13 protein-coding genes are annotated in these 14613 nt (G+C 56.1%); 5 read left to right on the forward strand and 8 right to left on the reverse strand.

All coding sequences use genetic code 11. The features are described 5' to 3' along the window. Positions 1-17: 17 nt before the first annotated feature. The 6 genes from ACT3TF_RS07820 to ACT3TF_RS07845 form a co-directional block, all read right to left on the reverse strand. Positions 18-872: a carbohydrate ABC transporter permease gene (locus ACT3TF_RS07820; protein WP_444671956.1), complete on the reverse strand. Its 855-nt coding sequence runs from the start codon at positions 870-872 to the stop codon at positions 18-20. Then, positions 869-1753 (reverse strand): carbohydrate ABC transporter permease, encoded by an 885-nt coding sequence (locus ACT3TF_RS07825; RefSeq protein ID WP_444671957.1) that lies wholly within the window; start codon positions 1751-1753, stop codon positions 869-871. Before ACT3TF_RS07825 ends, ACT3TF_RS07820 begins: the two co-directional genes overlap by 4 nt. A 66-nt stretch (positions 1754-1819) precedes the next feature. Further along, positions 1820-3103, reverse strand: coding sequence for an ABC transporter substrate-binding protein (locus ACT3TF_RS07830; RefSeq protein WP_444671958.1), 1284 nt, complete (start codon positions 3101-3103; stop codon positions 1820-1822). 64 nt (positions 3104-3167) lie between these two features. After that, positions 3168-4274: an ABC transporter ATP-binding protein gene (locus ACT3TF_RS07835; RefSeq protein ID WP_444671959.1), complete on the reverse strand. Its 1107-nt coding sequence runs from the start codon at positions 4272-4274 to the stop codon at positions 3168-3170. Positions 4275-4486: 212 nt separating this feature from the next. Then, a complete protein-coding gene (locus ACT3TF_RS07840) occupies positions 4487-5428 on the reverse strand; it encodes a hydroxymethylglutaryl-CoA lyase (protein WP_444672027.1) in 942 nt (313 codons plus the stop codon). A 37-nt stretch (positions 5429-5465) separates the two neighbouring features. Continuing rightward, positions 5466-6671 (reverse strand): CaiB/BaiF CoA transferase family protein, encoded by a 1206-nt coding sequence (locus ACT3TF_RS07845; RefSeq protein ID WP_444671960.1) that lies wholly within the window; start codon positions 6669-6671, stop codon positions 5466-5468. A gap of 147 nt (positions 6672-6818) precedes the next feature. Between ACT3TF_RS07845 and ACT3TF_RS07850 the strand changes: the two genes are divergently transcribed. From ACT3TF_RS07850 to hpaI, 5 genes are all read left to right on the forward strand, one after another. Further along, entirely contained in the window at positions 6819-7733 is a 915-nt protein-coding gene (locus tag ACT3TF_RS07850) for a LysR family transcriptional regulator (protein ID WP_096277768.1), read from the forward strand. 315 nt (positions 7734-8048) lie between these two features. After that, positions 8049-9029, forward strand: coding sequence for a TRAP transporter substrate-binding protein (locus ACT3TF_RS07855; protein ID WP_096277771.1), 981 nt, complete (start codon positions 8049-8051; stop codon positions 9027-9029). Positions 9030-9110: 81 nt separating this feature from the next. After that, complete coding sequence (locus tag ACT3TF_RS07860; RefSeq protein ID WP_255249088.1) at positions 9111-9665, forward strand: TRAP transporter small permease; 555 nt, start codon at positions 9111-9113, stop codon at positions 9663-9665. After that, positions 9662-10957, forward strand: a complete 1296-nt coding sequence (locus tag ACT3TF_RS07865; RefSeq protein WP_096277775.1) for a TRAP transporter large permease — start codon at positions 9662-9664, stop codon at positions 10955-10957. Before ACT3TF_RS07860 ends, ACT3TF_RS07865 begins: the two co-directional genes overlap by 4 nt. Positions 10958-11006: 49 nt before the next feature. Then, a complete protein-coding gene (gene hpaI / locus ACT3TF_RS07870; RefSeq protein ID WP_096277777.1) occupies positions 11007-11774 on the forward strand; it encodes a 4-hydroxy-2-oxoheptanedioate aldolase in 768 nt (255 codons plus the stop codon). A gap of 78 nt (positions 11775-11852) precedes the next feature. Here hpaI and ACT3TF_RS07875 read toward each other — a convergent pair whose 3' ends face one another. Next, positions 11853-13277: an FAD-binding oxidoreductase gene (locus ACT3TF_RS07875; protein WP_444671961.1), complete on the reverse strand. Its 1425-nt coding sequence runs from the start codon at positions 13275-13277 to the stop codon at positions 11853-11855. Beyond that, positions 13277-14578: an L-fuconate dehydratase gene (locus ACT3TF_RS07880; protein WP_096277781.1), complete on the reverse strand. Its 1302-nt coding sequence runs from the start codon at positions 14576-14578 to the stop codon at positions 13277-13279. The genes ACT3TF_RS07875 and ACT3TF_RS07880 overlap by 1 nt, the downstream gene beginning before the upstream one ends. Positions 14579-14613: the final 35 nt, after the last annotated feature.

The following is a 14613-nucleotide window of genomic DNA, read 5'->3' on the forward strand; positions in this document are numbered from 1 at the left end:
GCTCCTGGCGCGTTTGCCTAGCGAATCCCGGCGCGTAGGAACGACTGCACAAACTGGCGCTGAAAGAGCAGAAAAGCGATCAATAGCGGCGCAATGCTTAGCAGCGTGGCTGCACTTACGGTGGCCCAGTTAACGCCGGTTTCCGGTGCGGAAAAAATCCCTAAGCCCACCGTTAGTGGCCGGCTTTCCACCGAATTGGTGACCACCAGGGGCCAGATAAAGTTGTTCCAGTGGTGGCTGATCGATACCAGTCCGTAAGCAAGGTAGGTGGGTTTGGCTAGCGGAACGTACACCTTCCACAAAATTTCCAGCCAATTGCAGCCTTCGATACGGGCGGCGTCCTCCAACTCGCGAGGAATCGTTTTAAAGGTTTGGCGGAGCAGGAAAATACCTAAAGCGCTGGCCACGTAGGGCAAGCCAATACCCGTGATGGTATTGATCAGCCCCAGTTCACTGGCGATGCGATAGTTCTCGACGATCAGCACTTCGGGAAATACAAACAGCTGTATCAGTACTAGCATAAACAGCACGTTCTTACCGGGAATCGGAAAGCGCGCAAAGGCAAACGCCGCTAGGGTACAGACCACAAACTGGCCAATGACGACCCCCGTCACCAGCGCGAAGGTATTTAAGTAGTAGCGAGTAAAGGGCGCCTGTGACCAAGCATTAACAAAGTTGTCCAGCGTAAGCGGGGCGAAGAGCTCAAAGCGCACCATAAATTCGCTGGGATGAAACGCGGCCCAAAAGGCATACAGCAGCGGAAATACCCAAATAATCGCCAGCAGCCATGCGGCTATCGTTTCCAGTGCTGGAATGGTGGCGTAGCGAGCGCGGGGCGTGACCGTTTTTGAATGCGATAAGGTTGCGTTCATTGGTAGTGCGTCCTGCGGTCAAGAATCGTGAACTTCAGCGTCGCCACCACGCCAAGTACCAGCAAAATAACGACGGTAATCGTTGCAGCCGTAGTGCGGTCAAAGAATGAAAACGCATTTTCGTAGACGTAATACAGCAGCAGATTGGTGGCGTTATTGGGGCCGCCTTTGGTCAAAATAAACAGATGATCGACCACCCGAACGGCGTTAATCAGCGCGTTAATCAGCACAAATAATGTTGTGGGCATCAGTAGCGGGAAAGTAACTCGCCAAAAAAAGCTCCAGCGCCTAGTCCCTTCAAGGTCTGCTGCCTCTTTTAGCTCTGGCGGTATGCCCTGCAGTGCCGCCAGGTAGAAAATCATGAAAAAGCCGGCTTCTTTCCATACCGACATGACAATCACCGACCCGAGTGCCACGCTGGGATCGCCTAACCAGTTAACGCCAGAAAAACCCAGCGCGCCTAAAAGCTTATTGAATAGGCCAATTTGCGGGGCGTAGAAGAACATCCAGATGTTGGCCGCGGCAATCATCGGCAGTATGGTGGGCGTAAAATATGCCATGCGCACAAAGCCGCGCCCGCGCAGCTTTCCATTGACGAATAGCGCCATTGCTAATGCCAGCGCGATCGATGTGGGAATCGTACCCACCGCGTAAACTAAGTTGTTGCGGGCTACCTTCCAAAACGTTGGGTCGTTGAACAGCACCTGATAGTTCTCAATGCCCACAAACTCAGTGGGCGCGCCGCGAAAGCCAGGCAAGAATAGGCTGTTGATGACGGTGGTCACCGTGGGCAGGTAGGCAAAGGCAGTCAGCAGTATTGCGGCAGGCAACAGCAGTAGCGCGCCATAAAGCTGCATTTTGCGGTGAGCGGTCAAGGTCATAGATAAGTACCGCGCGTTAGAAAAAGCCGGGGTGTTTCCCCCGGCAAATTCGGTGGTATATAAAGATCAGCGAGCGTAGCGACGTAGCACGCCGTCGGCTTCTTGTTGCGCTTGGCTGAGCGCTTCTTGCGGTGTCATTTGACCCGTTAACGCGGCCTGCACAGCGTTATCCAGCGCGCGGCGAATACGACCACCTTGGTAGCTGGAAAGCTCGGCCGTGCCATGTTCCAACTGATCGCGAGCGACCGCCGCAGGTGGGAACTCTTCAACATAGCGTTGCAGCGCATCGGTCTCGTAAGCGGCGGGGCTGACGCCCATATAACCGGTTTCAATCGACCACGCAGCGGCGCGCTCAGGGGCCGTCATCCAACGAACAAACGTCATCGCGGCGCGCTGTTCTTCTTTGCTAGCGTCTTCAAAAATGTAGAAGTTGCCACCACCGGTAGGGCTGCCGCGCTGGGTATTCATGGGCAGCATCGCGACGCCAAAGTCAAAATCAGCTTCGCTACGTACCGCTGTGAGGTTACCCGTGGTGTGCCACATCATCGCCGTAGACTGCTCGATAAAGTTCTGGCGAAGCGTGCCCCATTCGATGGTGCCGTCAGGCATGGCGTTATGCTCGCTGGCCAATGACACCCAGTACTCCAATGCTTCAACGGCGGCGGGGTCGTCAAAATACACCTCGGTGCCGTCTTCGCTCATCAGCCGGTGGCCGTTTTGGTAGGCGAATGCTTGGAACATCCAATAGGGGTAGCCGGTCGAGGGCACCATCACGCCCCACTGCTCGCCATTGGAGGCTTCTCGAACGGTAGCCGCCATTTCGGCCATCTCTGCCCAGTTTTCCGGAGGCGTTTCGGGGTCTAGCCCGGCAGCTTCAAAGGCGTCTTTATTCCAGAACAGCACGATGGTGGAGCGCTGGAAGGGGATGCCGTAGGTTTTACCCTCTAGCTGGCCATTTTCCATCAAGCCAGGGTAGAAGCTATCCAGCCACTCCTGCTCTTCTTCGGTTTCGACAAGGTCGTCAAAAGCCACGATGGCATTCTGCTCAAGCAGCTCGTATAGATCGATCGAGAACATGACCGACAGCTGAGGCGTGTCGCCAGCTTCCATCGCTGACATGGCGCGAACGCGGGTATCGTCATAGTTACCGGCGTAGATTGCTTCAACGTTGATATCGGGATATTCGGCTTCAAACTCCGCGACCAAGTTATCAACCACCTCGGTGAGTGCACCGCCCACTGAGACCGGGTAGTACATGGTCAGATCGACGCTATCCGCAGCGTTTACATGAGCGGCGCTTAACAGGCTCGCGGCCAGGGCCGTCATCGTAAAAGGGGTAAGCAAACGCATAAGAAACTCCACAAGTGTCAGGACTGAATCAGGGTAAAACCGATCAGTGTTGAAAAGAGCCAACCTAAGGTGGACGGGGAATACTTCGGGTTAGCGGAGCGAAGTCGCTTAGTGGCACATCATCGCGCCGTAGGCCGTTAGCATCGAAAAGGTGTGTGTGCTTGGGCGTCCAGTAGAGGCTGCACGGCTGGCCGCTTAATACCGGCTTGCCGCTGAGCCTAACGCGCAGGGTGTGCGAGCCCACCGCAACATAAGCAATGGTATCCGCCCCCAGGTACTCTTCGCTTACGACTCTGGCGGGAACGCCGGGCTCAGAGACGGGGCGCAGTTCAATATCTTCTGGGCGGATACCCAGGTGCCCACCGACGGCTTCCAGAGGCGCTACCGGTGTGCTGGGTTCGCCTTCAATGATGGCGCCATTCTCTCCGGCCACCAACGGCAGCAGGTTCATCGCGGGGCTGCCGATAAAACTTGCGGCAAAGGCGCTGGCGGGGCGGTTATAGAGCTCGTCGGGCGTGCCGTCCTGCACGATTCTGCCGTTTTCCATCAGAATCACTCGATCACCCATGCTCATCGCCTCTACCTGATCGTGAGTCACGTAAATGACGGTCATGTTCAGGCGGCTTTGCAGCGCTTTGATTTCCCGACGCATATCGCTACGCAGCCGCGCATCCAGGTTGGAGAGCGGCTCGTCCATCAAACAGATAGGATGTTCAGAGATAATCGAGCGCGCCAGCGCCACGCGCTGACGCTGGCCGCCGGAAAGCTGAGCAGGTTTACGGCTCAGGTAGTCGGTTAAATCAACCAGTTCAGCAACGTTTGCCAGCCGTTCGCGCTGCTCCGCTTTGGGCACTTTGCGGCTGCGCAGGCCAAAAACGATATTGTCGGCAACGCTTAAGTGCGGAAACAGCGCGTAGGACTGAAACACCATGCTTAGCCCACGATCACCGGGTGGCAAGCGCGTGACATCGCGATCACCAATCGTAATGCGTCCGCTGCTGGCTTCTTCCAGGCCTGCGATCATCCGCAGCGTGGTGGATTTGCCGCAGCCGGAAGGCCCTAGCAAAATGACAAATTGCCCGGGAGTAACATCGAAAGAAATATCATCGACCGCCTTGGCCGCGCCCCAACACTTGGCGACGCGTTCCAGGCGGATACGCGATTGGCTCATAACTCTCATCACCAGCTGTTGGTTGTTATTGGTTCAGCTTGCGTTGAAGGTGTTGCCATTACATGACACTTATATGGATGGTTTATTACGTTGACGGTGTCAAGGGAATACTTTGCTTAGTGGTTTTGAACTCGTAGCGCGTGAGCCTTCGCGCTACGTTGGATTGATAAAAAGATCAGCCCATAGGCGAAGCGATTTACTATGTGTAACGCTCAGGCATGAGCCTTAGGCACAGGATAGCGCCGCGTCGATTTCCCGGCTTTCACCACCTGCCCCGGCACATCGTGGCCGATCAGATCGGGAAGGGTGGCTGCGACCTCAAGCAGTGCATCCAGGTCGACACCGGTATCGACACCCATGGCCTCAAACATATGCACTAGGTCCTCGGTACATACATTGCCGGTGGCGCCGGGAGCAAAGGGGCAGCCGCCCAGCCCGCCGAGCGCTGAGTCAAAGCGAGTGATGCCCGCCTGCCAGGCCGCCAGTGCATTCGCTAGCCCCATGCCGCGAGTGTTGTGGAAATGCAGCGTAAACGGCGTTGCTGGCCAGCGCTCAAGGACGGCCTCGCACAGCAGGTTGACCTGGGCGGGGTTGGCCATGCCGGTGGTGTCGCAGAGTGTGATGCCCTGAATACCCAGTGCGAGCAGTTTTTCAACCAGCTCCAGCACGCGGGTTTGGGATACACCGCCTTCAAACGGGCAGCCAAACGTGGTGGAGAGTGAGGCATTGATAAACACGCCGCTGCCTTGAGTTGCTTCCAAAATAGCCGCGAATTGCTCAAGAGATTGCTCTGGCGTCATGCGCAGATTTGCCAGCCCGTGGCTATTGCTGGCGGACATTACAAGATTAATCTCATCCACTTGGCAGGCTAATGCCCGCTCGGCACCTTTAACATTAGGCACCAGCACGGTGATATCGACGCCTTCTCTGCGCTGAATGCCGGTCACTACGTCGGCCGCGTCGCGCAGGTTGGGAATGGCTTTGGGTGAGGTGAACGAGGTTGCCTCGATTCGCCGCAGGCCGGTGGTGGAGAGCGCATCGATCCAACGAATTTTCTCTTCCGTCGGTACATAACGCGCTTCAATTTGCAGGCCATCCCGCGGGGCGACTTCGTTGATTTCTACCTTCGCAGAGCAGGGCGTTGGCGGGCTCATTGTGCTTTGCATCGTATTCTCCTTAATCGTACGTGCGTTAGATAATGCCCGCTTGGCGAAGTTTGGCGCGGGTGTCGTGATCAATGCCCAGCTCATCCAAAACGTCGTCAGTATGTTGACCCAGCGCGGGGCCACCGTTGCCGAGTCGCCCAGGGGTTGCGCTCAGCTTGGGCAGAACACCCGGTACTTTTAGCGCTTTGCCGTTGGGGCGGTTAAAAGTTTGAATCATTTCCCGCGCCAAATAATGCGGGTCAAAGGCAATATCTTCGGCGGTGTAGGGGTAGCCTGCGGGCACGCGGGCATCATCCAGGGCGTGCAAAATAGCATCCCGCGGACGTTCTTCAGTCCACGCTTGAATGGCTGCATCAATCATGTCGGCTTGCTGGCTGCGCCCGTCGTTATGGGCTAGCGCCGGGTCGTTGCCAAGATCATCGCGGCCAATGACGCTCATTAAACGTTTGAAGATACTGTCGCCGTTACCAGCGATGAGTACGTAGTCGCCGCCCTGGCAGCGGTAAGCGTTCGAAGGGGTAATGCCGGGCAGGGCACTGCCGCTGGGCTGACGAACCTGGCCGCTGGCATCGAACTCTGGCAGCAGGCTTTCCATCATTGCAAACACCGACTCATACAGTGCGACGTCAATTTCTTGGCCCAGGCCGCTGCGACTGCGTTCCTGAAGCGCCAGCAGCGTACCAATCACGGCATAAAGTGCGGAAAGTGAGTCTCCAATGCTCACGCCTACGCGCACGGAAGGCTCTCCCTGTTGGCCGGTAAGGTAGCGCAGCCCGCCCATGGCTTCGCCAATCACGCCAAAGCCGGGCTTGTCGCGGTAAGGCCCCGTTTGCCCATAGCCGGAAATATGCACCATGATCAGCCGCGGGTTGAGTTTGGAGAGCGCTTCCCAGCCTAGCCCCCAGCTGTCTAAGGTGCCGGGGCGGAAGTTTTCCACCACGACGTCAGCTTCGGCGATAAGTTGGCGCACCAGCGCTTGGCCTTCTTGGCTGCGTAAATCCAGTGCTACCGAGCGCTTGTTACGGGTTTGTACGTGCCACCACAGCGACGTGCCGTCTTCAATCATTCGCCATTTGCGAAGTGGGTCGCCGGTACCCGGCGGCTCGATTTTAATCACATCTGCGCCGAACTCACCCAGCAATTTAGTGGCGAAAGGGCCTGCAATGAGTTGACCAAGCTCAAGAACCTTCAGGCCCTGTAGCGGTAGCTGGCGTGCAGTGGGAGCATTCATGGGGCTTTCTCTTGTGATTGGATTCATTACAGATTGTCAGCATGCGCGAGCGGTTTGCGGCGGACAATTAGACAATGGGTAACAAAGGTTTCGTAGACGACGAAGGTCTGCGATAGCATAAGGCCGTTGCCTTGCCCGGAGATTCTTATGCGCCGCTTTGATTTTGTCACTCTTAAGCTCTTTATCTCCGTGGCGGATGAGGGGCGCCTGACAGCGGCTGCAGAGCGCGAACACTTGGCGCTTGCCGCCGTGAGCAAGCGGATTAGTGATCTGGAAGTGTTGGTCGGTGCCAAGCTGCTGTACCGTCGCCCCAGAGGCGTTGAGCTAACGCCTGCTGGTCAAGCTTTTTTGCACCATGCTCGTCGCATTCTGGATAACATTGAGCGCCTGCATGCAGAGCTGAGCGAGTACGGCGAAGGCGTGCGTGGCCACGTGCGTATTCACTCCAATACCTCAGCAATCATTGCGTTTCTTCCCCAGGATCTCAGCGCCTTCTCGCGGCACTATCCCGAAATTAAAATCGACCTGCAGGAGCGCGTCAGCAGCGAAATCGTTGCCGCCGTGCGTGACGGGCTGACCGACATCGGTATTTTTGCTGGCCACGTGGCGGCACCTGATCTTCAGCGGCTTTCGTACCGGCGAGACCGACTCGTGCTGATGACGCCCAAGGGTCATCCTCTGGCAGAGCGTGAAAGCATCGCTTTTAGTGAAGCGCTTGAGTTTGATTTTGTTGGCTTGCAGCAAGACGCATCCGTGCAATCGCTGTTGAATGAGCAGGCCAATATGACGGGTAAAGCGCTCAGAATGCGCATTCAGGTGCGTAGCTTTGACGCTATTTGTCGCATGATTCATCACGGCATGGGCGTTGGCGTGCTGCCCGAGCAAGCCATTTACCGCGACCTGGGTGATCTACAGCTGAAAAGTATCCCGCTTAGCGACTCGTGGGCTCAGCACGAACTGGTGATTGGCATACGTCGCTATGCAACGCTGCCCGTCACGGCCCGGCATTTGGTTGACCACTTAGCGGGAGACAGCGCCCATTCGGCGCTTATCGAGGATTAGGTACGCTTTAGCGGCTTCGTATTTCGAGAATGCTGGCGCTGAATGATTAAGCATTCAATAGCCTGCAACGCGCCTGTTAATGAGCTTCCGGCCAGCGGCGCTATCCATCTTTGGTCGTATGCCTGTGAGTGATGGGACGAAATAACGCGCTATAGGGGCGTTTCTAGCCATCGTATTATACGAAGGCAGCCTTCTTGAACGTCGATTTGAGCCCATTGACGGCTTGTTTCAAGATTGAAGTAGCGCCACTAGAAATGGCTATAAGAACGATTACAACAATGACACCCCATAACGACAACCGTAGAGAGTCATCGCATGCGGAAACAATTATTTGCCACGCTGGCTACCCTTGGAATGTTAACGGCGGCTCCCTTCGCTCTCGCTAATCCCATCGAAATTCAAGTCAACAACACGATGAGTGAAGGCGGCTCGGAAAGTGCTGCGGTGGAACGTTTCGCTGAATATTTAGAAGAGCAGGCGCCGGGCCGCTTTGAGGTGCGTCCTTTTTTGGCGGGATCGCTGGGCGGTGAAAACGCTATTTTGGAATTGCTGAATCTTGGCCAGACACAGATCTCCCTGACCGGCGGCAACTGGCGCCAGCAATATGCGCCTGAATATGATGCCATCACCGTGCCCTTTTTGTTTACCACCTGGGACGAAGTGGACGCTTATATAGAGACTCCTTCTGGGCAGGCGTTGATTGAAAAGGCAGAGAGCCAAGGCGGTCTTAAATTCTTTGGTACTCAGCATCGTGGCCCGCGTCATATGACGGCCAATAAAGAAATTAATACGCCCGCAGATCTTGCCGGATTCCGTCTTCGCCTGCCTTCGCTGCCCATTTGGCTAGAAGTGTGGGAAGAGATTGGTGCTCAGGTCGTCAACGTACCGGCACCGGAAATTTATCTGGCCATGCAAACCGGCCAGGTCGACGGTCACGAGAATTCGCTTTCATCGCCCTATACGCGCCGGCTGTGGGAAGTACAGGACTATTTGATTTTGACCAGCCACGTACAGTTTCCCTGGAGCTGGGTAGCCAGTTCGCGCTGGTGGGATGGTCTTGAAGCGGAAGACCAGGCGCTGATTGCGGAGGCGATCGATGTGGCCCGCGAGTATGGCTCAGAGCAAGAGCTTGAACTGGATAAATATTATCTAGAAGCCCTTAAAGAAGAAGGAATGACGGTTATCGAGCCTGATATTGATGCCTTCCGTGAAGCGGCGATGCCCGCCATTGATCGCGTTCTTTCTGAGATGGCCGACGGCGTTCGCGAAGATGCGCTGGGTAGCGAAAGTAACTAATACGCACCTGAAGCAAACAGCGGCGGCCCATCGGGCCGTCGTTTTATTTTTGTATGTTGATAAATGTCGGGGAGTTTTCCTGTGAATCACGTGGTTCCGCCCAGTAACGGGTTCGATCGAATAGCTTTCTATACGTTGCGCTGGGTAACCCGCCTTTGCGATGGGGCGGGCGTGGCGTTAATGGCCGCTATCCTGCTGCTTATTGTGGCGGCGGTTATTGCGCGGGACCTGCTGGGGCTTGGTATGCCTTGGACCGAAGAGGTCGCGTCTATGATGGCTATCTACGCGATTGGCTTTGGATCGCTATCGGCCTGGGTGCGCAGCGAGCATCTGGTAGTCGATTTGTTTAGCCATAAGCTTTCTGGGTTAGGAAAAAGTCTCCAGTATCGAGCCACAGCACTGATTTCATGTGGTTTTTTTGCCCTTGCCGCTTGGGGCGCATGGATCATGTCGGATATGAGCGCCAACAATAAAACGGTCTCGCTGAGTATCAGTTTCAGCTATCTCTACTACGGTATTTTCTTTAGTTTTGCGGGTATGGCGCTGATAGCAGTGTGGCAAACCCTGCGCGGCCCGGTCGCGTGGTTGGAAGTGCATGATGAAGAAGAGCATCAAGAGGAGTTAGCTCAGCCATGATGGAATTACTGATTTTTGTCGGCGGGCTATTGATACTTATGGCTATTGGCTTGCCCGTGGTGGTGGCTATTGGCGTGACGTCGTTTATCGCGCTAGTGGCAACCGGTACCGGTGGGCTGCCCGTTGAGTTATTGCCGCTGCGAATGGTGCAAACGCTCAACAACTTTACGCTGCTAGCGATTCCACTGTTTATTCTAGCCGCCAATATTATGAATATCGGCTCGACAACGACGCGCATTTTCGACTTTGCGACCGCGCTTGTCGGCTTCACTAAAGGTGGGCTTGGCCACGCTAACGTGGTGGCGAGCTCTATCTTCGCGACCATGTCAGGCACCGCCGTAGCGGACGCTGCGGGGCTTGGCAGTATTGAAATTAAGGCCATGAAAGAGCGTGGCTATGCGCTGGATTACTCCACGGGCATTACCGCGGCCTCAAGCGTTATTGGGCCAATCTTGCCACCCAGCATTGCGCTAGTCGTGTATGGCTGGCTTGCCAATGTCAGCATTGGTGGTCTATTTATGGCGGGGCTTTTGCCGGGCATTTTGATGGCACTGCTGCTGATGGGCATGACCGTACTGCTTGGCGCGACCGGCAAGGTCGTGATGCCTAAACCTAAGCCGTTTGATGCCTGCGAAGTTGCTCGCACTGGCAAGCGTGCGATATTACCGCTAATGATGCCGGCCATTATCGTGGGTGGCATTTGGGGCGGCTTCTTCACGCCGACGGAAGCGGGCGCGATTGCCTCGCTGTACGCCATTATTCTAGGCGGTGTGATTTACCGTGATTTGAACGGGCGGGATCTTTTTAATGCTTTCCGCAGAACCTTAATGTTCAGTGCGGTTATTCTGCTGATTATTGCGGTTTCCAGCTTCTACGGCTGGATACTAGTGCGCATGGGCATTCCACAGGCACTGGCAGGGCAGGTCGCCAGCGTCGATATGCCCACGGTGGCGCTATTGCTCTGCTTCGCGCTGTTCTTCCTGCTCATTGGCTGCTTTATGTCAGTGATTGAAAGTATTCTGATCTTCACACCGATTGTGGTACCAGCGGCGCTTAGCGCCGGGTTAGATCCGGTGCATTTCGGCATTGTGATGGTGATTACACTGTCCGTCGGGGTCATTACTCCTCCGTTTGGCACGGTGCTGTTTTTAATGGTGGGCATTACGCGACTGCGCTATGGCCAGGTGGTGACCGCGATACTGCCTTTCTTACTGCCGATTATCGCCACTATTTTATTGCTAATCGCCGTGCCGGGCTTGGCCACGTGGCTGCCAGATCTCATGGGTTATTAAGAGCTTAAGGCGAGCGTTTTAACCGCCGTCAAAATAAAAAGGAGCCAATATGAACATGCCTCAAAATGAGTTTAAACAGCAGCTGTTAGCGGGCCAGCCCCAAACGGGGATTTGGCTCGGGCTAGCGAGCGCATACTCAGCGGAAATTGCCGCCACGGCTGGCTTTGACTGGCTGTTGCTAGATGCCGAGCACGTTCCTAATGACCTGGGCAGCCTGCTTGCTCAACTGCAGGCGCTGGCGCCCTATAAAAGCCACCCAGTAGTGCGCCCGCCCACGGGCGATGCCGTGCTGATCAAGCGCTATTTGGATATTGGCGTACAGAACTTACTGATCCCCATGGTGGAAACGGCCGAGCAAGCCGCTGAGCTGGTTGCTGCAACCCGCTACCCACCCCACGGTGAACGTGGCGTTGGGCATGTGTTGGCACGTGCCTCGCGCTGGGGGCAGGTGAAGGACTATCTGGCCCGCGCAGATGACGAGATTTGTCTGATGCTGCAGGTAGAGAGCCAGCAGGCGCTGGATAATTTGGAAGCTATCGCCGCAGTAGAAGGGGTCGACGGTGTATTTATTGGCCCCGCCGATTTATCTGCTTCGATGGGGCATCTTGGCAATGCTGGCCACCCCGACGTGGAAGCGGCGATTAGTGACGCTATTCACAAAATTCGCGCAGCGGGTAAGGCGGCAGGGATTGTCACGGTGGACGAACAGGCAGCCCGCGGTTACCTAGCTGCAGGCTGTACATTCGTTGGCGTAGGGATCGATGCTCTGCTGTATGCCAATGCCTTGCGCGGCTTGGCAGAGCGTTTCAAACGCTAGGGTTTGTATGAACGCTGAGCGAAGGCCAGGCAAGCGCTTTAATGTGGATATGCCTTCTGCGCTTGCCTGGCTGGGTCGTTAACCTTCAGTTGGCAAAATCCTTCCGGGGTTCATCAGCCCTTTAGGATCAAACAGGGCTTTAACGCCGCTGATGAGTTCACGTTCGATGGGTGATAGCCGAGCCAAATAGGGCGCTTGCTTGGTGCGGCCAATACCGTGCTCAGCGCTGATACTGCCGTTGAAATCATCGAGCACTTCAAAAAGCCGTTCTTCCAGGTCATGCAGGTGGGCTTTTTTGTCTGCGTCAGCCATGGCGCTGGGCGGCAGAATGTTAAAGTGCAGGTTGCCGTCGCCGACGTGCCCATAGGCAATGATTTCGCACTCGGGAGAGGCGGCCATGATGACCTCACTCGCCTGCGTGACAAAGGCTGGAATCGCTGAAATAGGCACGGCGATATCAGTACGTAAGTGCTCGCCGCGCCGACGTTGGCCTTCCAGCATACTCTCGCGGAATTGCCATAGCTGGGCCGACTGGGTGTCGCTGGCGGCGAGTGCGCCGTCAAGCACCAGCTCACGCTCCATGCCTGTTTCCAGCAGCTGTTCCAGCATCGTCGCTAAATCTATCGGTCCGGTGGCGGCGACTTCCATGAGCACGTACCACGGGTAGGCGCTTTCCAATGGGTCGCGAAGCTCCGGGGTTGCTTCTATGGCCAGCTCAATGCAGCGGCGCGGAATCAGCTCAAAAGCCGTCAGCAAATCGCAGCAGTCGCGGCGTGCTAAGCCATATAGGTCGATAACCGCTTGAACGGAGGGCAGTCCCAGCAGCGCGGTGCGGTTTTGAGTCGGGCGTGGTGAGAGTTTTAACACTGCGCCGGTCACGATGCCCAGGGTGCCTTCGCTGCCTAAAAACAGCTGCTGAAGATCGTAGCCGCGGTTGTCTTTGTGCAGGGCGTTTAGGCCCTCCAACACGCGCCCATCGGGAAGTACCACTTCTAGCCCCAGCACCAGCTCGCGCATCATGCCGTAGCGCAGCACGTTAAGGCCGCCTGCATTGGTAGCAATGTTGCCACCAATCTGGCAACTGCCCTGAGCGCCGAGCGAAAGCGGAAAATCGCAGTCATGCTCGGCAGCGGCTAGCTTGACGTTCTCAAGGATGCAGCCAGCGTCCACCGTGATGGTGAAGTTAACCGGATCAATGGCCCGTACGTTATTCAAACGCTCTAGGCTGATCACCAGTTCCTGACCGTTTGCGGCGGGCAATGCGCCCGCCACCAGGCCGCTATGGCCACCTTGGGGCGTCATTGCGACCCCTTGCTGATAACAGCGCCTGACAATCTCAGCAACGTCAGCGGTATTCGCCGGGCGGGCTACGGCCAGCGGCATGCCTAGCGTGTCGCCAGCCCAGTCGCTAACGTAGCGCGCCATTGCGTCTGGTTGGCGTATTAAACCGCGCTCGCCAAGCAGGCTGGCGAGCTCGTTTAAAAAGAGTGTGATCGCTGTCATTAGACCTCTTCCTGCCAGGCAGCGCCGTCGGGGAAGGAGTGCTGCGCTTGCGACTGCGCGTGCATGGCAATGCTGTAGCCCGGCGCTTCGGGCACCTGATAACGCCCGCCGCGAATGACGACCGGGTCAATAAAGTGTTCGTGAAGATGATCCACATACTCCAGAACGCGACCCTCAAGGCTACCGGATACCGCAATGTAATCGAAGAGTGAGATGTGCTGGGTGTATTCGCATAGCCCCACGCCACCGCCGTGAGGGCAAATTGGCACGCCGAACTTGGCGGCCATTAGTACCACCAGGATGACTTCGTTGAGCCCGCCCAGGCGTGCCGCATCAAGCTGACAATAGTCGATGGCATCTGCCTGGAAGAACTGCTTAAACATCACTTTGTTATGGCAGTGCTCGCCGGTAGCAACGCCAATAGGCGCAACGCGGTGGCGAATTTCAGCGTGGCCTAGAATGTCGTCAGGGCTGGTGGGTTCTTCGATCCACAGCGGGTCAAATTCCGCTAAGCGGCGCATTTTAGTGATCGTTTCATCGACGTCCCATACCTGGTTGGCATCCATCATCAGCACGTTGTCCCAGCCAATCTCATCGCGCAGCAGCGCTGCGCGGCGGGCATCTTCTTCGATATCGCCACCAATTTTTTGTTTAAAGTGCGTCCAGCCTTCCGCCAGCGCTTCTCTGGCCAATCGGCGCACTTTCTCGTCGCTGTAGCCCAGCCAACCCGATGAAGTGGTGTAGCCTGGGTAGCCGTCGCGGCGCATTTCGTCTTCACGTTCTGCTTTGCCGGATGACTGGCGGCGTAACAAGCAGATTGCTTCTTCCGGCGTGAGCGCATCGGTAACGAAGCGAAAGTCGAGACAGCGCACCAGCTGCTCTGGGGTCATATCCACCAGCAGCTTCCATACCGGTTTGCCTTCGTGCTTTGCCCACATATCCCACACGGCGTTGACGATGGCCGCCGTGGCTAGGTGAATCGCGCCTTTATCGGGGCCGATCCAGCGTAGCTGGCTGTCACCGGTGATTTCTCGCCAGAAACTGCCCATATTGTCGGTGATGGATGCCAGCGAGCGTCCTTCAATTAACGGCGCTAGTGATTGCACGGCGGTAACCACTATCTCGTTGCCGCGGCCGATGGTAAACGTTAAGCCGTGCCCTTCGGGGCTGCCATCATCAGTATGCAGAATGACGTAAGTGGCCGAATAGTCGGGCGCCGCATTCATGGCATCCGAGCCGTCCAGCGTGCGCGATGTGGGGAAGCGGATATCCTGAATTTCGACGCGTGTTATGGTTGTCATTGTGCTCTCCTAATCAGTGCTATGGGTGGCGTAAT

This window comes from Halomonas sp. AOP25-F1-15 (assembly GCF_052378675.1).
Classification (GTDB): Bacteria; Pseudomonadota; Gammaproteobacteria; order Pseudomonadales; family Halomonadaceae; genus Vreelandella; species Vreelandella casei.